Raw genomic sequence first — 20520 nt, 5'->3', positions numbered from 1 at the left:
GTCGTTCCCATGCCGCGTGTGGTCATCGCTGGAGACCCTAAGCGCAATCCACTGGTGACAAAGGGCGATTGCGGATCGAAGGGGACAGTATTTTTATTCGCGGTGATATGCACTTCGCTCACCAGTTTATCCGCTTGTTTACCCGTCATTTCAATCGATCGCAGGTCCACCAGCATCAAATGATTATCCGTTCCATCGCTCACCAGTTTCAGTCCTCGGTTTTGCAATTGAGCCGCCATTGCCTGAGCATTGGCGATGACTTGGCCCGAATAGGCTTTAAACTCAGGTTTGAGGGCTTCTCCAAAGGCGACAGCTTTTCCGGCAATGACGTGTTCCAAGGGTCCGCCTTGGCTGCCGGGGAAGACAGCTTTATCAAATTTTTTGCCCAATTCCTCGTCGTGGGTGAGGATTAAACCACCGCGAGGACCGCGTAGGGTTTTGTGGGTAGTGGTGGTGACAACGTGGCAGTGGGAGATGGGATTGGGATGATGTCCCGTGGCGACTAACCCGGCGATGTGGGCGATATCCGCCATCAGATAGGCCCCAACTTCATCGGCGATCGCCCGGAATTTCTCGAAATCAATGATTCTAGGATAGGCAGAATAGCCGCAAATGAGCATTTTCGGCTGATGTTGCTTCGCCAAATCGCGAATTTGGTCATAATCGAGGCGTTCGGTTTCGCGACTGACGCCGTAATGTTCGACTTTAAACCATTTCCCCGAAACGTTCACGGGAGACCCGTGGGTTAAATGTCCCCCATGAGAGAGGTCCATCCCCATGATCGTATCCCCAGGTTGCAACAGGGCTAGGAATACGGCAAAATTGGCCTGAGCGCCGGAATGGGGTTGGACGTTGGCATGGGCGGCACCAAATAGCTGTTTGGCGCGATCGATGGCGAGTTGTTCAATTTTATCGACAAATTCGCACCCGCCATAATAGCGCTTACCCGGCAATCCTTCGGCATATTTGTTGGTCAGAACTGAACCTTGGGCGGCTAAAACTGCGGGGGAGGTAAAGTTTTCGCTGGCAATCAGTTCGATGCCATCCCGTTGGCGTTGTAATTCTTGCTGGATGTAACCTGTAAGCTCTGGATCGGTAGTTGCTAGGAAGTCTAAGTTGGTCTGAGTCACGGCTGAACCTCTATCAAAGAAAACAAAATTATCACAAATCTTGGGGAACTGGCTAGATCAACTGGGCTGTTTGATGGGGGAGTCCAGAAGCAAAAATAAAAGGGGCACTGGGGGCGATCGGGAAAATTCCAGGATTTGAGATGATTGATTATAGTACGATTTTCAGTCCGTCTGAAACTGAATCTTGCCGAAACCCGTCCTGGGCGACTCTCAAGGCGACCCGAGGGTGCGGCAAGTTTGGAAATGGGCCAAAAATCCGGAAAAATGCAACGGAAGATACGGTTCCTAATATCACAAAACGTTAAGCTTTAGCCCAAATTTCAGGGGATGTCAGAACTGTTGACTTAAGATAGATGCAGTGGCATCGGCGATCGCAATGGAGGTGTCGAATGCTGGTTATTGTAATGGAAAATCAAGTGCTTGCTCCCCGGCAAGTCTGTCAAAGCTGTTTACTTGCGGATGCTAGTGGTCAACCCCGGTGGCGAGGTGGACAACTCAGTTGTGGTTATATCATGGCAAAATGTTCGGAGGCTCAACCGGAACGCTATCAGTGCCAGATGGGATTCACGATCGCCAATATTGATTAATCGATCGCGCAGGGTCTCGGCGCTATACGAAGATGGCGATGGATTCGAGACGGCTAGAACGTCAACAACTGGAAAATCAAACCACCCAAGTTAGAGCACCGGCAAAACTCGTGGGACTCTGTGCGAGTGAAGTGCGATCGCTCAGGTGGAAAATACTTCCCCGGAATTTTCCCCCTGAGCGATCGGCATTACAATCTTGAACCATCCAGAACGAGTTCCAATTCACCCATCCCGCCCAGGACAAGGTACTGCCTTGCCTTCTATAGCCAGTCTTGCAGCAGTTTGACACCTCACCCCCGTCCCCCTTCGACCCTTCGACTGGCTCAGGGCTCAGGGCTCAGGACAGGCCTCTCCCGCTTTGGGCCGCCGACGGTTGGGGGCCGCCGACGTCCATTCGCAAATTCATTTAGAACCGCTATATGTCGTCAGAGTTACTGACCCCTCCGGTCAGTTTTCCCCATCTCCAAATATCAACGGTTCCCGAAAATAAGATACACTCAAAGGTTGCAGCACAGTGGGCTGTTTGCCCGAACACAGGAGACTTAAACCTTGGGGATAGAACTACGAAGTTATGTATTTTTAGACAACTTGCAGTCCCAACACGCCGCCTATATCGGGACTGTGGCCCTGGGGTTCTTACCCCTACCCGGAGATGCCTCCCTGTGGATTGAAATCTCTCCCGGCATTGAAATCAACCGCATTACCGATATCGCGCTCAAATCGACCTCGGTGCGTCCGGGGGTGCAATTTGTAGAAAGACTCTATGGGTTACTGGAAATTCATTCCAGTTCGCAAGGGGAAACGAGGGCCGCAGGAGGAGCGATTTTGGAGGCCCTGGGGGTGCAGGAACGCGATCGCCTCAAACCGCGCATTGTGTCGAGTCAAATTATCCGCAATGTTGATCCCCATCAAACTCAACTGATCAATCGTAACCGACGCGGCCAAATGCTTCTCGCGGGTCAAACCTTGTATGTTTTGGAAGTGGAACCCGCTGCTTATGCTGCTTTAGCCGCAAATGAAGCCGAAAAAGCCGCGTTGATTAATATCTTACAAGTTCAAGCGGTGGGCAGTTTTGGTCGCCTCTATCTCGGCGGAGAAGAACGGGATATTTTAGCGGGTTCGGCGGCGGCGGTTGCCGCGATTGAAAATATTGTGGGACGTGAACACCCGATGGAAAAACGAAAGGAATGATCACCGGGATGAATTTCGCCGCCTACCCTACCGCTTTTAGGATTCGCTTGAGTCGATCGCCCCAGCTTTGAGGGACTGTTCTAACACTTGTCGCTGTTCGGCATTATGTAAAAAGTAACCACTCATCATCGCCGAAGCTAACATCCGACCCAGATTTTCCCGACTGGTGGTGATAGTGACGCCGAAATGTTCCGGAGGCAAAGCTCCTAACATTCCTTTGAGGTTACGTTCCATGATTTCCGCCGCTGCACTGGAGGGGTGCGACAGTTTCGCCATCGTCTCGGGATGCAGTTCTTGCATATATTCCCAGAGGCTATTTTCGTCTTCTGAGTCGTTTTTAAAGAAGGAATGTCCGCGATTCGATAAATTATTCATGGTTTTATGTCTTTTGGATAGTCCATCTTTACGGTTTCTATAGTTCTACGATAGCAAGCCTAACCCCAGAGTTATAGTGAGCAAAACCGAACTACCCTGACGGATTCTGCCACTCGGACTCAGATTGTTCCCTGACTGAAACAGGCCGAGTGAGTTTTGAGGGCTTTTATCATATAGCGGTTCGGTGGACTCATGAGGTTCAGATCAGGTTCAGATATTTAAAGGAGTGGGAGCATCTTGCACGAAATGAACAATAGCGAGCAAGATGCTCGCACTCCAAAAATGTCCGCGAATAACTATGGGAAACGCGATAGATAAGCTAAACCCGATGACTCTGATAAGTTGAGCTTACCGAACTTGATATCAGTCGGTTTTCCGTACTGACGGGCAATTGACAAAGTAATCGCACTTTATGTAAAGTGCGGCTAAAGAATAAGTGGCGCTGGTTTTAATTCCTTGACCAGCCTTTTGAACATTAATTTTTTTTCCCTAAAACAGGAGAGATTTATATGCGGATCGCCCAAGTCGCGCCATTATGGGAACGAGTCCCCCCTCCGGCTTATGGTGGTATAGAATTGGTTGTAGGTTTACTCACCGATGAACTGGTTCGCCGAGGACATGAAGTCACTTTATTTGCCACCGGGGATTCTGTGACGTTAGCCCAACTAGAATCCGTTCATCCCAGAGCAATTCGGACGGACCCGACCGTCAAGGAATATAACATTTATGAAATGCTGCAACTGAGTCAGCTGTACGAAAGAGCGGATGAGTTTGATATTATTCACGCACATACTGGGGCAAGTGCGCTCTCCTACGCTAATTTGGTGAAAACCCCGACGGTTCATACCCTGCATGGGATTTTCACTCCGGATAATGAAAAGCTATTTACCCATGCTCGGAATCAACATTATGTGAGCATTTCTAACGCACAAAGAGAGCCACGATTGGGCCTCAATTGCGTGGGAACAGTTTATAACGGCATTGATCCCGGGATTTATGAGTTTCGATCGCAACCGGAAACTCCCCCGTATTTAGCATTCTTAGGCCGACTGTCCCCAGAAAAAGGTCCTCACTTGGCGATCGAGATTGCCAAGCGCTCAGGTTGGCAGTTAAAGATGGCGGGGAAAGTAGATAACGTCGATCGCGAGTTTTTTGAGCGGGAGATTGCGCCCCAGATTGACGGCAAGCAAATCCAATATTTAGGGGAAGCTAACCACGCTCAAAAATGTGAGTTAATGGGGGGCGCGATCGCAACGTTATTCCCGATTACCTGGCGCGAACCGTTTGGATTAGTGATGATTGAATCAATGGCAACAGGAACCCCCGTGATTGCAATGGAAATGGGGGCGACACCGGAAGTCATCGCTCACGGGAAAACCGGCTTTTTGTGTCAGACGGTGGACGAGTGCATTGAGTCCATTGATAAAGCGGCAGAATTGAACCGTTATGACTGCCGCGATCGCGTCCTCTCCCACTTCAGCGTAACCCGGATGACGGAGGGTTATGAAGCGGTGTATCAGCAAATCATGGCGGAACGCTTTACCAAAAATGCTAAGGTTTTCAGTCGTCTGAATGTTGCCTAGTTGGAAATGGCCTCGGATCTACCCAGAGAGATAAGACAAGAAACCGGGTTTATGCAATAGATTTGTGGGAAATGACCCCAGATTGTCTGAAGAAACCCGGTTTCTAACTCTGACGACTGTACCGCCGCCACGGTTCGGGTCGGTCATCCTCAAATAGAAAGCTATAATAAAACAGGCGGTCGTAAAACATTTGGCTCAGTCTAAATTTCTGCGACTGCCTTTTTAATGTGTACGAGCAAGTCTGAGGATTATGTCAGATACCGTAGAAATCGAAGGGAAATTATTCGTTCCCGCCGAAGCAACAGCGATCGCCCAATGGCCGAGTGTGGTGAGTGAACATCCCCAACCGACTCTCACCCTCAAAGATGACGATCTATTTTTAATTACCGATACCATCGGCAATATCGCGGGGTTGCTGACGGACGAACGTCAAGGCAGCATGGGTTTGTTCTGTCACGATACCCGCTTTTTAAGTCGCTTAGAACTGCAAATTGAGGGTCATGCACCCATTCTGCTGAGTAGCAATGCTCGCAAGGGATTCGCCATGTCTGTATTGTGTGCGAATCCCCGGATTGGCGATCGCATTCGGGCAGAGACGATCGGCATTCAACGGGATATCATCTTGAATGGTGGATTGTTTGAAGAACTCAAGGTAACAAACTATAACACGCAGCCGGTGAAATTTCAACTCACCCTCAGCTTTGGCGCTGATTTTGTAGACTTGTTTGAAATTCGGGGATTTAATCGGGAAGGACGCGGCCAGCTTTTACGCCAGGACCAACCGGACAATCGGTCACACAATGGCAATGGTTCAGGGGAATTCGGGGAGAATCCTGAACTGATGAAAGAAGAAGACTCCCCCGGGCGATCGCAGACTTCCTCCGGGATGAAACCGCCCCAGGAACTGATGTTAGCCTACAAAGGACTTGACGGTTCGGTGATGGAATCTCGCATCAATTTTGTCCATCGTCAACCGGATTATCTGGACGGATATACTGCCGTTTGGAACTTAGAATTGGACTCTCACGAAACGCAAGTCTTCGGGTATCGTCTGCAACTGCTCACGGACAACCGGCATACAACTGCGGGAAATACGCCGGGAAGCCTGATGCAGGCGAAAGCATCGATTTTGATGGAAGAGCAAGAATGGCGCAATTCTGCGACCCGGATTCGCACTAATAATAAAGCGATCAATGAGGCGATCGAGCAAGCGGAACAAGATATTTATTTGCTGAGGCAAAGTTGGGGGAAAGGCAAAGCGCTATCGGCAGGAATTCCCTGGTTTTCGACCTTGTTTGGACGAGACTCGATTATTGCCGCTTCTCAAACCCTGATTTTAGACCCGGCGATCGCGCGATCGACCCTGGAAATTTTGGCCGAATATCAAGGCAAAACCTCGGATGAATGGCGGGATGAACAACCGGGCAAAATTTTGCATGAAATCCGCTTAGGGGAAATGGCGCGATGCAATGAAGTTCCCCATACGCCCTATTACGGAACAGTGGATGCCACCCCGCTGTGGTTGATGCTGTATGCGGAATATTATGCTTGGACTCACGATCGCGAGACCCTCGATCGCCTGTGGTTGAATGCGATCGCGGCAATGGAATGGATTGACCGCGAAATGGAAGCAACAGGTTATCTCACCTACGCCTGTAAATCCAATCGCGGATTGGTGAACCAAGGGTGGAAAGACTCCAATGATTGCATTGTCGATCGCGAGGGCAAATTAGCCAACGCCCCGATCGCCTTATGTGAAGTGCAGGGATATGTCTATGCCGCCAAACAGCGTCTTAGCGAACTCGCCCGCTTGAAAAAACGCCTGGATTTGGCAGAACGCTGGGAAGAAGAAGCGCGAAATCTGAAAACCCGTTTCAACCGGGATTTTTGGGTCTCAGACCTGGATTTCTGCGCCTTAGCCTTGGATGGGGAAGGCAAATTGATCGATGGCATTTCCTCGAATCCCGGCCATTGTTTGAACTTGGGCATTTTTACCCCAGAAAAGGCTCAAAGTGTGGCGGAACGACTCCTTGCACCGGATCTGTTTAGTGGGTGGGGAATTCGCACCCTCAGCCGCTTATCTCCGGCGTATAATCCGATGGGATATCATACCGGGTCGGTGTGGCCTCACGATAATGCTTTGATTGCTTTGGGATTGCGATCGAAAGGATACATTGATCAAGCCCTGGAAGTGACCGAAAGTATCCTGAATATGACGATTATGCAGCCCTATCAACGGCCTCCGGAACTGTTTTGCGGGTATGATCGCAGTGATGGTAATGAACCTGTCCGGTATCCTGTCGCCTGTTCTCCCCAAGCTTGGGCCAGTGGCAGTATTTTTCAGTTCATTCATACAATGGCGAATCTAGTGCCCGATGCGCCAGGAAATTATCTGCGAATTATTGATCCCGCCCTCCCCGAGGCGATCAAATGTCTATCCATACAGAATCTGCGCGTCGGTTCCACCCTCCTCGATTTAGAGTTTGAGCGGTCCGGAACCACCACCGCCTGCCGAGTCACCAAAAAACGTGGCAACCTGCGGGTGGTGATTGAAGCCTAATTCACTTCTGGATGCAGGGGCAGTATAAAGCGAGTTTAAATCATTCTGATCCGACTATAGCAATCCTAAATGATTTATGCCCTCGGATGCTCCCCTCTCCCCCTTTGGGCCGCCGACGAGAAAGGGGTGAGGGCATTCCACAACTGATTTAGAACTGCTATATTCATCCGTGGGAGCATCTGGTGCCCGACTACACTAAGGGAGCCAGAGGCTCCCACTTCTTTTGCTTTCTACAACACCAAGGGAGCCAGATGCTCCCACGGATTAAGGGATAGTCCAAATTCTTAGTAAGCTGCCCTTGCATTTAATTTGATTACACTAGCGAAACTTACAGCTCGCCTATTGATGAATAATAGAATAAATTAGCGACTATTTGAGATGGAAATAGGGTAAAATTGTATGAAGATTTGACTTAAACTAAACCACAAAAAATAGGAGAAAAGCTGTGTCTATTGGAGATCCGATTAAAATCATTTTAAAATTGGTTAAAATTCTTGAACAATTGGCAATCCCTTATGTGACGGAAAGTGGGTTAGCCAATGCGCTGAAAACCGACCGCCAGATCCCAAGTTTTATCGCGCTGATTGTCGATTTGCGTCGGGATAAGTTGGGGGGATTGTTTGAGGCGGTTGAACCCAATTTTAAGGTAACCGAAGCGGCCATGCGAGAAGCGATTCGGGCGCAATCGGGGGTTACCTTAGTCCATAAAGAGACGAATATTGCGGTGAATCTGTTGCTGTTAAAAGATGAATCGTTTTGGCAGTCCCTATTTAGTCGGCGCAAGTCGATCACGGTGCAACTGAACCCCGAACGATCGCTGTGGGTACCTTCCTTGGAAGATATTTTTCTACAAAAACTCATCGAATATCGGGATAGCGATCGCAATGGAGATCAACTCTGGCGGGATCTGGTTTGGATGCTGAAGGTTCAGAATGAGGATTTAGACTTTGAGTATCTTCGTGAATGGGCGATCGCACTTCATACCGTCGATATCTACGATCGCGCATTAGGGGAAGCGGGATTTGACATCCTGTAACAGCAAAGAACCGGAGTGCAATGGGATGTTAGCGCAATCAGGGGATACCAGGATTCCCTTGATTGCCGGATATAAACCTCACAACAAAAATTTTCCCACTCCATAACTAATAGAATGGAAAAAATCTGATTAAACCTGGGATATAGTTCCACATTTATTCGCGTATAATTTGGGAGTGCGAGCATCTTGCTCGCTAGTTTGGTTACAAATCATTGAGGGTCGCTATATAGCGGTTCCCGGACTCACCCTCACCCCCAGCCCCCTTCGACCCTTCGGCGGGGCTCAGGGCTCAGGACAGGCCTCTCCCCCTTTGGGCCGCCTTATGTTGGGGGTGAGGGCATTCCACAACTGATAAAGGATCTGCTATAGATGTTCTGACGATTCCAACCCCTTGACACAGGTTAGAGAATCAGAGTAGGGACATAGCCAGGTTATGTCCCTACAGAATTGATGGAACCAGACATCAGATTATGCTAAACTTTTAAAGCTCGGCGAGCTAATTTAGCATAAGTTTTGACCGTTTGATAGGGCATTTGTAAATCCGAGGCGATCGCCTGTAAGGATTCCCCTAATTCACGACGGGCTAGGATAGTGGCCCAGGTTTCGGCAATTTCCCGAGCGCGATCGCCCCCTTTGCGCTTGCGTTGGCCGATGAATAATTCCGTTAATTCCCCAATCCGTTCAGCTAACATACTGTGGATAGAAGGAATCGGAATAGCTTCCTCAGCAGACCACCCTAAGCGGGTTTGACCTAACCCAAACGTGGTTTTATGTCCCGTTCCACAATAGGGAGCAAATTGTCCCAAGGTATAGAATAGGCGCTCGAATTCTGGGACTTCTCCCGACTGTCGAGATAATCCAAATTCCACCAATCCGGTAAATCCGGTGACCATGCCTTTTTTACCGGCGGCCACTTTCGCCGACTGCAATTCATGACGATGAATTAACACCGATTCCTCTACCCATTTTAAAAACAGGTCGCGATCAATATTCATCCCCGAAAAATCATTCCACCGGCGCAAATAACTATGAAATACATTGGCCGGGACTGGCAGGGGGAAGTGATGTTTCTTCCGGCGGAAACTCGTCGGGGTCATAAAGCTCAGTTGCAAGGTCGAGGAATTCACTTCTTGGGAGGCGAATAATTGCTGATAGGTGGTTGGCAAAATCGAAATTTTACAGGACCGAATTTCTAACGGCGCTTTCCGCAAGGCGATCGTCTCCGGTAACTGCTTCACCCACTGTTGCAAAAACTGGACAACGGGTTTAGAAAGAGCAGTCACATACCACCGATAGGTTTCTCCCGGTTGTAGTTGAAAATCTTTCCCGCAGGAGACTAATTTACCTTCTAAACCCGAGAGGGTAAAGGGTTTTTCCGTTTGGACATCATGTAAATAGGCAGACAGTTCCGGGTCAGCTTGTCGCACTTGGTCTAAAAACCAAGCGTGCAATCCAATAGTGTATTGGGCGTACAGATAATCCGCTGCCCGAGGGGTCACTTCAAAAACTAACCCGAGCAATTCTGTATCCGCAGGCCAGGTGAGGTGAGAGGTGACGGCCTCTTTGGGGAGGGTTCTGGGGACTTCCACAGGAGTTGGGTGGGGAACATAACGGGGGGAAAGAACTTCCCGGAGGGGGGTTTTGGTGATAGGAAGGGGAGACAAGGTTAAATTTGAGATCATGGTAAGTTCCTTGGGTGTAGTATAAAAAAGGTTCAGTCGCGTGAGCAACGCTCAGAATGGGAATTTGCTAAAAGGTGGGGTTGGAGTTAACAATCAATCACTTCGACACCGGGGATTGATTTTAAAAATTTGCCAAACTAACATAACAATTCCTCAATTAAAATCTGGACAAATATTAGACCGATGGGACTTGAACACTTCGTAACAGTTAGGGCTGCTGGCAAATGGGTAGGTCCGCTTGGACTTGGGGATGCGCTTTCAAATAATCGGTGAGCCAGTTACATCCGGTTTCGAGCAATTCATCTAATTCTTTGATGCGCCACCAGCGCAGTGTATTGTCGGTTCCCACAGTTACCAGCCCTTGACCTTCCGAGAGAAAGGTCATGCTCAAAACATCGGTTTCATCCGCTTTAAATTTGGCTAAAACTTGTTTTGAAAGTTGACCTCTGAGTAAAAAAACTGTAACCGTACCATCGGTTCCTGCGGTGGCTAACAGTTGTCCATCAGGACTAAAACTCATGGTGGTGACCCATCGAGTATCGCTGTTAAATTTATCCAGTTCTTCACTCGATAGATTCCATAAGCGAATTTTGCCATCGGCGGAGGCGATCGCCAGTCGGTCACCCTCCGGACTAAAGCTAATGCTACTAATTTGACCGTAGGGAAAGCGGATTTCATCGACTTGGTTTGTCGAGAGATTCCAAATTTGTAACAGTCCCGGTCCATTGGCGAAGGCAATTCGCTGTCCATCAAAACTAAAACTCAGGCTTTTGACTTCCCCACGGCTATGATTTAACTCCGGCTGAAGGGGTTGGCCTAACTGATTCCAAAGACGAACCGTTCCGTCTTCCCCGGCGGTGGCGAGAGACTTTCCATCCCAGCTAAAACTGAGGGTAGAAATCCGACTTTGATGAGCTTGAAAGGGGGGAATAACTGCTTGACCGGAACGGGTCCAAATTTGCACCGTTCCATCAGGTTGAGCGGTGGCAAACCGTTCACCATCGGGGCTAAATCCGATCCGTAGAAATTGATTTTCTAAAGGGATTTTAGTCGATCGCACCATCATTTTAGGTGAGTTGCTGGAGGCTGGGTTCTCGTTCTCGGATAAAGGGGAGTTTCTGGGAGTTTCAGTCACGGGGAAGGGCTGATTGCCTTGGCGGGAAATATCCCAGAGTCGGACTGTTCCATCCACTCCTCCAGTGACTAAACGCTCTCCATCGGGACTAAAGGTCATGCTGGTAATTCGATCATGGCGATCGCCTTTAAATTGCTTGAGTAATACCCCTTCTAATGTCCATAGGCGCACTTTCCCATCAAATCCGACAATGGCTATTTCTGCCCCATTCGGATGAAAACTCATGCTATTCACTGCACTTTGAGCAGTGTTAAACTCCGAGAGTTCTTGACCCGATAAGTTCCAAATTCTCACCGTTCCATCAAATCCAGCGGTAGCTAATAATTCCCCGTTGGGGCTAAAACTCATGCTGTTGACTGACGGTTGAGCATCGGGGGTAGAACTGAACTCTTGGCGGGGATTTGGGGGAATGGTCAAGGTGGCTTTCTGTTGGCCATTTAGATTCCAAATTTGCACGGTTCCCTCGACTTGGGCAGTGGCAAAGTGTTCTCCGTCGGGACTAAAGCTCACGGTATTAATTTGACGGTTAACGCTTCCTATTTCATTAAGCAACTTTCCTTGCTGATTCCAGACTCGGACTGTGCCACTTTCTGAAGCGGTAGCGAGGCGATCGCCATCGGGACTAAAACTAACGCTATCAATGGCTTCAGTTTCGGCGGCGATCGCCCCAATCGGGGTTCCATCTCGTTGCCAAATTTGTACCGTTCCATCCTCGGAAGCGGTGGCAATTCGCGTACCATCGGAACTAAACCTAACGCTATCCACAGCATTTTCATGAACTCCAATAGTCCGCAGATACTCCCCTGCACGAGTCCAAAGTTGCACCTTTCCATCTTCTCCTGCCGTGGCCAAAAATTGTCCATTGGGACTAAAGCTGACACTGCGAACTGCACCTTGATGGCCTGTGAGTTGATTTTTCTCATGGATTTGGTGGAGAATGGTTTGTAAGGCATACAAAGGACTAATCGTGGGATAATTAGTCAAGCGCCGATCGCCCTTCACCAGCGCTTTTAAATCTTGTCCCGCTTGCATCGCCAGTAACAAGGCTTCGAGCTCCACCCCTTCAGATTCAAACCACTTTAAAGCATTCGCACCTTGGCGCTCAATTAATGTTCCTTTTTGGGCTTCTTTTAAGGCAATGGTACCGCGACAGACGATAATTGTGGCCAGAACTACCAGTCCCATAATCCCCCAATAGGCTCGTTTAAGCATCCGATTGGCTTTTTGTTGGGCTTCGGTTAAAATGCGATTGGCTTCTACCTGTTTTTGATTGGCTTCAGCTAAAAGTTGAATCGCTTTTTTCTCGGCTTCTAGGGCTTTTTGAACTTCCCGTTTTTCCACCTCTTGACTGGCGGCGAGAAACTGATAGTCGCGATCGCTTAAACTATGGGTCGTCGCCCATTGTTGAGCATCCCGTAACGCCTGTCCCCGCAACAGTCGCGATTCATCCTGGCAATCTGACACCACCCAAGCGGATAATGCTTCGGCATAGGGTCGCAAATCGGCTAATGCCTGTTCCACCCATTGCTCATTAAAAACTAAGGCATAAATCGAGTTATAAACGGTTAATTTAGAATGGCGCTTCAGGGTTAAACCGGATAGTTGCAATTCCAGTTGTTCCGGACTGTTATCAGCCGGAAGTTTTCCGGAGAGTAACACTTGTTGATAGAGTCCTAACAGCCGACTGGCCTTTTGTTCATTTCGCAGGAGGCGATCGCGCAGGGTTTTTAAATGGGGGGGTTCATCCTGAGATTCCCAATTGTCCACAATTTGCGACTGGGCCAATTGTTCCACCCGTTCTGCCTCCATCCCCGCCGCAATCGGAGTCTGCGCCGCTAACACCAATTGACAGAGTTTCTGGGTCAAAAACGGTTGTCCATTGGTCCAGTTTAAAATCTCCTCCAGGACCACCTCGGGGCGATCGCACCCTTGTTCTAAACCCTCCGCCAACGGTTGCGCTTCCGGGAGTTTAAACCCCTCAATTTGAATCGCTCGACCGATATTAAACGGGGTTCGACTTTTATCTTGAATCAACTCCGTGGGAGTGGCTACACCGAGTAAAACAAAGGTTAGTCGTTTGTATTCTGGGTTCTGTGCTCGTTTATTATAGCAAGCACGAATTGCTGCAAAAAAGTCATCAATCGGAAAATTTAAGCCCAGAACGCTATCAATTTCGTCAATAAAAATGACGATATTTTCCGACATCCGCACCAGCAGAACCGAGTCGATAAATTCATGCAAGCATTGGACTGGGGATAGTTCGTCGCGATCGCGCAACCAACTCCTAAACTCCAGGCGACTGAACAAATTAAAATAACTGACCAGGGTATGAATAATCCCGCTATACCACTGAACCGGCGTCACGTCTTTATTCCCGATCGCCGATAAATCGATCGCCGCACAAGCACATCCCTCCGCTTGAAGCGTTTGCATCGTCCTCAGTTGCAAGCTGGATTTACCCATTTGCCGCGATGTCAGGACATAGCAAAACTCTCCCGCCTTGAGATTCTCATAGAGTTCGCGATCGGCTTTACGGACGACATAGGTCGGAGAATCGGGCGGTAAACTTCCCCCGACTTGATAGTACATCGCCGTCAGTTTTTTATTCATCCAGTCACCCGTATCTACCTGCATTGGCCCTCGGTTTTAACCCTGAACAACCTAGAAAACCCTTCAGTCCTGTTTCAACCCATTGATTTACGGCAACTCAAAGTCCGTTTCTTCCAACTCACTCCCCCGACTACAGTTAATCAATCGTTCACTCGGTCTCGTCCTAAAGGGAACCAACGTTCCGGCCCGGTCTTGAAAGACACTTAGTAAATAACGCCCCGGTCGCATCAATGAAAATTCATAATTCGGTTGGTTGGAAGAATTAGCATAAGCCGGAAATCGAGCTAAAGCATTATCGGTATTGGGGTCAATCACCACCACATAAATTCCTCGGGAATTCTCGCGTTCAATTCCATAAATTCTTCCGGAAATAAAACAAGCATCTTTACTTTGTTTACTCCGGACCAACCCTTGATCTGTTGTCTGGGGTTTCAACTCCAATGATGACACCCCAGAACAGGTTTCAGAACCTGCTAATGACCCGGTGGGTTGCACCCCCTGACCCCTATCGGACCCTCCACTGTCTGCACCTAAGCTAGAAGATAGCGCCAAATTTTGGTGATTCTCTCTCGGGCAGTTATCCGGGGAAATTTTAACACTTTGAGAATGGGCTGCCGGAGTAAAACATAGAGGGATCGCCAACGCTACCATCATGATAATTTCGGGTAGATGTTTGAGAGTCATGGAAACTGATCAGCTCCTCGAATATAACTGGCCCGACTATGGTAAAAGGCCCCTGAATCTCAACTATTCATCAAGTCGATTGCGGAAATATTGGCGATATAAATCACATCGTTCGACAACTTCATTGCCTTGAAACTTGACTAACCCCATGCTATGTAATTTAAACGCCTGTTCTGAGGGCAATCGCACCGGATTTGGACTAAAAACAACCTCTTTCATGGCTCTAGCCAATGCAGGATGCTGTTCTAAATTCCACAGGTGACGCCGCAAATGGTCGTTATAAAAACCCGCTTCGGTGGGAGCAGTTTTTAAGAGAGTTTCTAGGGTAATATCTTGTCGAGCGATATGATAGAGCGCCAACCGCACTAAAAAGGGGTGTCCTCCTACCATATTCATGAGACGATTGACGTCTGTTTCGCACCAATTGATTCCATATCGCTGGGCTAAATCTTGGACGAGATTGGGGGTAAATTCCGGTAATTCAATCGGTAATCCCACGTTGAAGGGGGATTGATTGATATTCATAGGAATGTAAACTTCGGTGGAATGAACCACGACTAAACGAAGTTTTTTCCAAATCTCGCGCCGTTTTGATTCTTCGTGCCATGCTCGCAATAAGCCAAAAAAGTCGTCGGCAATATCCGGATGTTGAAAAACCCGGTCTACTTCATCGAGACATAAGGCTAAAGGGGTGTTAATTTCTGGGAGCAGATACTCTTCAAAGTAGGCTTTGCAGTTAACATTACTACCTAAAAAATCATCCCAATATTCGGGAAGTTGATTGGGGAGTTGTAACTGCTGACCGATATAAGCACAGAACCATTGTAAGAATTTATCCAGGCTGGCAAAGACTCCTTTATCGGCTAGGTGAAAGCTCAAATGAACCGGACGATAGCCATGATTGGCCGCATGATTGAGAATGCGAGCCATTAAAGAAGTTTTGCCCATTTGTCGCGGTGCTTTGATCCGAATCAGCGCACCTGGTTGCAAAATCATTTCATAACAACGCTCTTCGATGGGGGTGCGATTGACGTAAAAGGGAGAGGCTAAATCCACTTGACCTTCCGGGAGTTCCGGTCCAGCAAAGGGTAGGGGACGACCATCGGCACTTTCCCAGGTGGGGGTTAAGGCGCTGATGACGGCGGATTCTACCGCAACTTGCCGGGGAAAACGGCCTGTGGCGATCGCCTGTAGCACTTCGCTGACGATCGCCGGGGTATCGGTGGGCGATCGCCACTCGCGCTGGGGTACACCTTGTAATAAAACGCGCAGATCGTAACTCACCGGCGAATCCGTCGGCCAATTGATCCGAATCGCAAACATATCCGGTGTGCCATCTTTGCGGGTCTCTCGCACTTCTCGGGCGAGGCGCACTTCTTCAATTAACAGGTCACTGAAGGCGGATTGTCCCGAGAGCAACAGTAACAAGCGATCGCAAGCTTGTAGTTCCTCTTGCAGTTGTGCCAATCCCTTCTCTCCCGACTGGGGATGATCCCCTGCGAGGATAATTTGATGACCCGCACGGGCGATCGCCCGTTTTAAAGGGTCGAGTAGTCGTTCATCCGGTTGGCGATCGCCGAAAAATATCGCAACTTTCCGACTCACCATTGCCGCAGACGAGACAGCGGCGATCGCACTTGAGATCTCGGATAACACCTGGGAGTCTGCACCTCTAGCGGTTTGCGAACCGAGATTCATCTCCAAACCAGGTAACGCCGAGGCTCGATGTTGCACCCAGCGTTGATCCAAAAATGCTCGCAGTTCGCTTTCCTTCCCGCGAGTCCCCCCTTCAATGCCAAATTTCTTATAAACTTGACCCATCCGTTTGAGGCAGGCTCCTTTTGAAGTTTCTACCTGTTCGGCAATATCTTCATAGTCCTGATCCTCGGCAAACCGTAGCAAAAAGACTCGCTCCTGATCTGGAGAAAGCTGATGCTGATGTGCGATCTGAGTTAGGAACTCGCGGGAAAACACCGATTTACTGCCCCTTTAACGATACAATAACAGAGACTCTGTTATCCTCGGATAGTTCCTCTGTTTCAGAGGGTATCCCAGAATTCTGCTCCATTTATAAGATATCTTACTACAGAACCGATGAGTTATCCGGATAAATCCAAGTTTTTCAGAGGGTGCAGCCCCTGTTCCGGGAAATAAAGTGAAGTTGTAGAGGATAGATTATCGAGTTAAAGAGGCTGTAGCGGGTCGTTGGGGGGACGAAGAGAACCCCAATCTGCCCTCCTGATGTTAACAACAGAGCTTTCAGAGGATGGGTGACGACCACTCTAAGGGGCATCCGGAATCCGGTATTCCTAAGCAAAAACTTCCAGGCGATCGTCTGGAAGCCCAAGGGACTCAGCCAGACTCCCCTGGCAACCCTACTCCTCTACTTCAGTTTTCCTCAAGAGGCAACCCCTAAAGGGGTAGCCCTGTCAAGATGATAAATTTGATGACGAAAAAGAGTGATGGAATGTAGGGGCGCATTGCGCCCCTACAAATACACCTTGCACCTTGAGAGGGCAACCCCTAAAGGGGTGACTACAAACGTTCTTAGTGACTCCTTCACTGATGTAGGGGTTTGGTCTCCAAACCCTCTTGAGGCTGAATTACGGATTCCACACAAAGACTTGGGCTTCAAATTCACCCAAATCGAGAACTAATTGGTTATCGTGAGATTCAATATCATAGTTTCTCGTCCATTCGTGCCATCGTCCATTATCGGGAAAGTCGGGAATAGTATAACCTCCCAGAAAATTACCGGAAAAATTTGCCACGACGACAACTCGGGAACCTTCGTCATTCCATCGAATATAAGCGATGACTTGTTCATCGGTATTTTCGTGGACAAACTCGATATTTTCACTTTGAATGGCATAATTTTGCTTGCGTAAGGCGATTAACCCTTTATAGTAATCAAACAAGCTGCGGTTGCGTTCGTTGTCTAAGAGATACCATTTCAGTTCGCCGGTTTGATTGGAATGTCGGCAGCTATCTTGACCAAATTCTTGACCCATCCATAGCATGGGAATACCCACGGTGGTCATTAGGATGGCCGCCCCTAATTTAGTTCGCCCAAAAGCAGGGTCATCAAAAATTCCCCGATCGCCTAACAAGTTGAGGATTCGCTCTTGGTCATGGTTAGATAGGTAATTAATGACATTGGTTGAGTCCTCATACCCCTGCTTTTTGCAATCTAGCACTTCCTTGAGTTGCTCAAGTTCCAAGCTATCATTATTGCAAATATAGTCTACTAAGAAGTAGTGGAAACTCTCGTGCCAACAGCCATCCATCGGCCCTTCAAACCGGGCATATTTCGGTTTTTCGGGGATATGTTCTCCGATATTATAAAACGGTTTGCTCCCAGCGGTTTCTCGGGCGAGGTTGGCAATCCAATGTAAATACTCCCAATTGGCGAGTTGACTCAAAGCATCATACCGCATTCCGTCAATGTGATATTCCTGAATCCAGTACCGAACGACATCCCCGGTAAAGGACCAGGCTGGACGAATATCTAGGTTATCATCATGATGGTCATAGTTAAATTCGGGACCCCACCAATTGTTGTCATTTTCGGGATAATGCTTATAGTGATAGTACCAGTAATCTCGGTCAATTTTTAACAAAGGGCATTCATCATTGGAATGATTAAAAACCATATCCATAATCACTCGAATTCCTCGGGCGTGACATTCATCAACGAGGCGCTTTAACTCTGCTGAGGAACCGTAATGGGGGGCTGGAGCAAAATAGTGACTGACCTGATAACCCCAGCCTTGGTCTCCACTCATGACGGGCATTAACTCGATCGCATTAATCCCCAAATCTGCTAAATAATCTAATTTTTCAATAGTGGATTGAAAACCGCCTCTATCTCGGTCTTCTTTCTGACCACAAAAGTTACCCAAAAGCATTTCATAGATGACTAACTCACCATTACTCGGTAAGGGAACCTGGTCATGGTTCCAGACATAAGTATCAACAATGGGTTCGCCATCTTTGATGCGGATAATCCCATTTTGCCCAGTTTTATCAATTTCTTTGGCATAGGGGTCGATCGCATATACCCACGAATCCGGGTCTAAATATTCGGTTTTGGTCTGAACTCGAAATTTATACTCATAAACCCCATCTTCGAGGTTGACTGAAGTGCGAAAATAACCCTGGTCGTCTTTTTCCATCGGAATGTTTTCCCATTTGGAAAATGAGCCGATCAGTGCAGCCCCTTTATTATAGGGTGCAAACAACTTAAATTCTATCGCATTAGCCATTAAAGTTCTCTCTTTTTTAAAAAATAAATCCGCAGCAAAACCACTCGTTGTCCATTGAGACTCCTTATGAGTTTGCTTAAAAGTGGTAGGGTTCCAAAGAAGGGAAAGCGTTATCCGAGACTCCTTCTTCCATTGAGGTGGAAATTCTCTGCTCGATTTAGCTGACCTTTTCTGGGAGTGGACGAAGGCGCTCTATTGAGTACCTTTTGGGGTCATGATATGAATGATAACTCAATTCAATTGTCAGGACTCTCTAACTGAAGAAAGTATCACCTATCTATCGGAAGTTAGATCTTTGGGTCAGGTTGGCGGATTGGGAACCAAAACCCAGGGGGCAAGATGGGGTCAGGCGATCGCCACCGAGTCTGGAAAGGGTGAGTACAAGGGGACAGTTTTACAGGAGAGTCGATGCTATGACAGCCAGATATCTCCTTAGCCGTTAAAATGGAACGATTGATAAAAACACCACTCGCACTGAGTTAACCGTAAACTGCATTAATGTCATGGAATTTAAGAGTCCGGCTTTTTTCATTGGTAATACCCTTCCGTTTGAACATACCTGCGATGGTGAAAAGACTTCTCCACCCCTGAGTTGGGACTCCCCTCCGCCTGGGACAATAAGTTTTGTTCTGATTATGGAGGATCCGGATGTGACTACGCGCAGCGTAACCCACTGGCTGGCTTATGATATTCCGGCAAATATTCATCATCTGCCTCACGGTGTGCCAAACGAACCGAGACTGGAACGCGGAGGAGTCCAGGGAAAAAATGATTTTGGCACGTTAGGTTATAGTGCGCCTTGTCCAGAGGAGGGAACCCACCGCTATTTTTTCAAACTGTATGCCTTAGATACACTGATCAGTCTGGAACCGGGGGCCAGCAAAGCGGAGGTGAAATCTGCAATGGAAGGCCATATTTTAGGGGCAGTCGAACTGATGGGACGGTATGGTAGAACGGGTTAGTTGAAACCGGATGGGCGAGGGGTCCAAGCTAGGGGCGATCGCCTCGCCACATTTATCCGGAATTTGGGTAGCCTATCCCACTCCTGGAGTACCTGAGCCAGGTTAAACTATCGGTAAAGTCCAACCCGATGGTGTTCTGATGGCGAAGGTCTACAGTACGCAGGAGTTAATCGAAATTTTGGAACAGGAGCGCCGCGCTTGCCTCAGAGGGGAGCGTTTGAACTTGTCAGCGACTCCGGCGATCGGGCTTGAGGTGGTTGACCAGTTCCTCAAACCGGAAGGTCTACAGAAGTTTACCGCCTATCAAGATTTTAAGGCAGCGGTGCATGACTATCAGCGATCGCATCAGGTGTCAGGTCTGATTTGCCATGACATTACCCTGAAAGGCAAAACCCTCTGCTATCCTCAACTCCATGATCATCTGATTGCCCTGCCGGAGGACCTGGAGACTCTGAAGGCGGCTAAACCCTCTCTGTTGTCGTTTTGGTCCGAAGTCACCGAGGGTATGGATTTGTATCTCAGGGTGAATAATGGGTTGAACGATCGCCAAATTTCTAAAGCGGATGTGGAGACGATCGCCCTCAAAACCGAATGGGCGACCCTGTTTAAATGGGAAAAATCCGACTTCCTGGAAATCCTTCTCCAATTGGGATGGGGTAAACCAGAAGAGGCATCCTATCGGCGATCGTGGCCCGAATCTGGGACTGAAGACATTCATGC

The 20520-nt window shown here is 48.4% G+C and carries 16 protein-coding genes; 9 read left to right on the top strand and 7 right to left on the bottom strand.

Annotated elements, in window-relative coordinates:
- Nucleotides 1–1130: serine hydroxymethyltransferase (gene glyA, locus J0895_RS00095; RefSeq protein WP_207086118.1), on the bottom strand; the 1130-nt coding region annotated here is incomplete at its 3' end.
- A gap of 389 nt (nt 1131–1519) precedes the next feature.
- On the opposite strand from glyA, the gene J0895_RS00090 reads away from it, so the two are divergent.
- The 3 genes from J0895_RS00090 to ccmP all read left to right on the top strand — a co-directional run bounded on the left by J0895_RS00090 (nt 1520) and on the right by ccmP (nt 2908).
- Nucleotides 1520–1717, top strand: a complete 198-nt coding sequence (locus tag J0895_RS00090) for a hypothetical protein (protein ID WP_207086116.1) — start codon at nt 1520–1522, stop codon at nt 1715–1717.
- Between the two features lie 38 nt (nt 1718–1755).
- Complete coding sequence (locus J0895_RS00085) at nt 1756–1917, top strand: hypothetical protein (protein WP_207086114.1); 162 nt, start codon at nt 1756–1758, stop codon at nt 1915–1917.
- Nucleotides 1918–2266: 349 nt separating this feature from the next.
- Nucleotides 2267–2908, top strand: a complete 642-nt coding sequence (ccmP, locus tag J0895_RS00080; RefSeq protein WP_207086113.1) for a beta-carboxysome protein CcmP — start codon at nt 2267–2269, stop codon at nt 2906–2908.
- Between the two features lie 36 nt (nt 2909–2944).
- Here ccmP and J0895_RS00075 read toward each other — a convergent pair whose 3' ends face one another.
- On the bottom strand, nt 2945–3283 hold the full coding sequence (locus J0895_RS00075) for a DUF760 domain-containing protein (RefSeq protein ID WP_207086112.1): 339 nt from the start codon (nt 3281–3283) through the stop codon (nt 2945–2947).
- A 509-nt stretch (nt 3284–3792) separates the two neighbouring features.
- On the opposite strand from J0895_RS00075, the gene J0895_RS00070 reads away from it, so the two are divergent.
- From J0895_RS00070 to J0895_RS00060, 3 genes are all read left to right on the top strand, one after another.
- Nucleotides 3793–4866 carry a glycosyltransferase family 4 protein gene (locus tag J0895_RS00070; protein ID WP_207086111.1) on the top strand — a complete coding sequence of 358 codons (1074 nt, stop codon included), beginning with the start codon at nt 3793–3795 and terminating at the stop codon, nt 4864–4866.
- A 250-nt stretch (nt 4867–5116) separates the two neighbouring features.
- Nucleotides 5117–7426: an amylo-alpha-1,6-glucosidase gene (locus J0895_RS00065; protein WP_207086110.1), complete on the top strand. Its 2310-nt coding sequence runs from the start codon at nt 5117–5119 to the stop codon at nt 7424–7426.
- A 445-nt stretch (nt 7427–7871) separates the two neighbouring features.
- Nucleotides 7872–8462 carry a hypothetical protein gene (locus J0895_RS00060; RefSeq protein ID WP_207086109.1) on the top strand — a complete coding sequence of 197 codons (591 nt, stop codon included), beginning with the start codon at nt 7872–7874 and terminating at the stop codon, nt 8460–8462.
- Between the two features lie 473 nt (nt 8463–8935).
- Here the strand turns inward: J0895_RS00060 and cas6 are convergent, their stop codons facing one another.
- The 5 genes from cas6 to J0895_RS00035 all read right to left on the bottom strand — a co-directional run bounded on the left by cas6 (nt 8936) and on the right by J0895_RS00035 (nt 18838).
- Nucleotides 8936–10144, bottom strand: coding sequence for a CRISPR-associated endoribonuclease Cas6 (gene cas6 / locus J0895_RS00055; RefSeq protein WP_207086108.1), 1209 nt, complete (start codon nt 10142–10144; stop codon nt 8936–8938).
- A 208-nt stretch (nt 10145–10352) separates the two neighbouring features.
- A complete protein-coding gene (locus J0895_RS00050; RefSeq protein ID WP_242540934.1) occupies nt 10353–13913 on the bottom strand; it encodes a WD40 domain-containing protein in 3561 nt (1186 codons plus the stop codon).
- 63 nt (nt 13914–13976) lie between these two features.
- On the bottom strand, nt 13977–14573 hold the full coding sequence (locus tag J0895_RS00045; RefSeq protein WP_207086107.1) for a hypothetical protein: 597 nt from the start codon (nt 14571–14573) through the stop codon (nt 13977–13979).
- A 63-nt stretch (nt 14574–14636) separates the two neighbouring features.
- Entirely contained in the window at nt 14637–16547 is a 1911-nt protein-coding gene (locus J0895_RS00040) for an AAA-like domain-containing protein (protein ID WP_207086106.1), read from the bottom strand.
- Between the two features lie 629 nt (nt 16548–17176).
- Complete coding sequence (locus J0895_RS00035) at nt 17177–18838, bottom strand: alpha-amylase family glycosyl hydrolase (RefSeq protein WP_207086105.1); 1662 nt, start codon at nt 18836–18838, stop codon at nt 17177–17179.
- A 223-nt stretch (nt 18839–19061) separates the two neighbouring features.
- Here J0895_RS00035 and J0895_RS00030 point away from each other — a divergent pair, with 223 nt between their 5' ends.
- The 3 genes from J0895_RS00030 to J0895_RS00020 all read left to right on the top strand — a co-directional run.
- A complete protein-coding gene (locus J0895_RS00030; protein ID WP_207086104.1) occupies nt 19062–19274 on the top strand; it encodes a hypothetical protein in 213 nt (70 codons plus the stop codon).
- A gap of 67 nt (nt 19275–19341) precedes the next feature.
- The gene (locus J0895_RS00025) at nt 19342–19800 is read left to right on the top strand and encodes a YbhB/YbcL family Raf kinase inhibitor-like protein (RefSeq protein ID WP_207086103.1); all 459 of its coding nucleotides are present in this window, start codon (nt 19342–19344) and stop codon (nt 19798–19800) included.
- A gap of 139 nt (nt 19801–19939) precedes the next feature.
- On the top strand, nt 19940–20520 hold a 581-nt coding region (locus J0895_RS00020), incomplete at its 3' end, for a hypothetical protein (protein ID WP_207086102.1).

Source organism: Phormidium pseudopriestleyi FRX01, from assembly GCF_017313335.1.
Classification (GTDB): domain Bacteria; phylum Cyanobacteriota; class Cyanobacteriia; order Cyanobacteriales; family Laspinemataceae; genus Laspinema; species Laspinema pseudopriestleyi.
This window is presented reverse-complemented; position numbering and strand designations above follow the sequence as displayed.

What these genes read in the sequence shown, in the direction of transcription:
- J0895_RS00090 (WP_207086116.1), top strand. Translation starts at nt 1,520, where the DNA reads ATGCTGGTTATTGTAATGGAAAATCAAGTGCTTGCTCCCCGGCAAGTC.
- J0895_RS00085 (WP_207086114.1), top strand. Translation starts at nt 1,756, where the DNA reads ATGGATTCGAGACGGCTAGAACGTCAACAACTGGAAAATCAAACCACC.
- J0895_RS00075 (WP_207086112.1), bottom strand. Translation starts at nt 3,283, where the DNA reads ATGAATAATTTATCGAATCGCGGACATTCCTTCTTTAAAAACGACTCA.
- J0895_RS00070 (WP_207086111.1), top strand. Translation starts at nt 3,793, where the DNA reads ATGCGGATCGCCCAAGTCGCGCCATTATGGGAACGAGTCCCCCCTCCG.
- J0895_RS00065 (WP_207086110.1), top strand. Translation starts at nt 5,117, where the DNA reads ATGTCAGATACCGTAGAAATCGAAGGGAAATTATTCGTTCCCGCCGAA.
- cas6 (WP_207086108.1), bottom strand. Translation starts at nt 10,144, where the DNA reads ATGATCTCAAATTTAACCTTGTCTCCCCTTCCTATCACCAAAACCCCC.
- J0895_RS00050 (WP_242540934.1), bottom strand. Translation starts at nt 13,913, where the DNA reads ATGCAGGTAGATACGGGTGACTGGATGAATAAAAAACTGACGGCGATG.
- J0895_RS00045 (WP_207086107.1), bottom strand. Translation starts at nt 14,573, where the DNA reads ATGACTCTCAAACATCTACCCGAAATTATCATGATGGTAGCGTTGGCG.
- J0895_RS00035 (WP_207086105.1), bottom strand. Translation starts at nt 18,838, where the DNA reads ATGGCTAATGCGATAGAATTTAAGTTGTTTGCACCCTATAATAAAGGG.
- J0895_RS00030 (WP_207086104.1), top strand. Translation starts at nt 19,062, where the DNA reads ATGATAACTCAATTCAATTGTCAGGACTCTCTAACTGAAGAAAGTATC.
- J0895_RS00025 (WP_207086103.1), top strand. Translation starts at nt 19,342, where the DNA reads ATGGAATTTAAGAGTCCGGCTTTTTTCATTGGTAATACCCTTCCGTTT.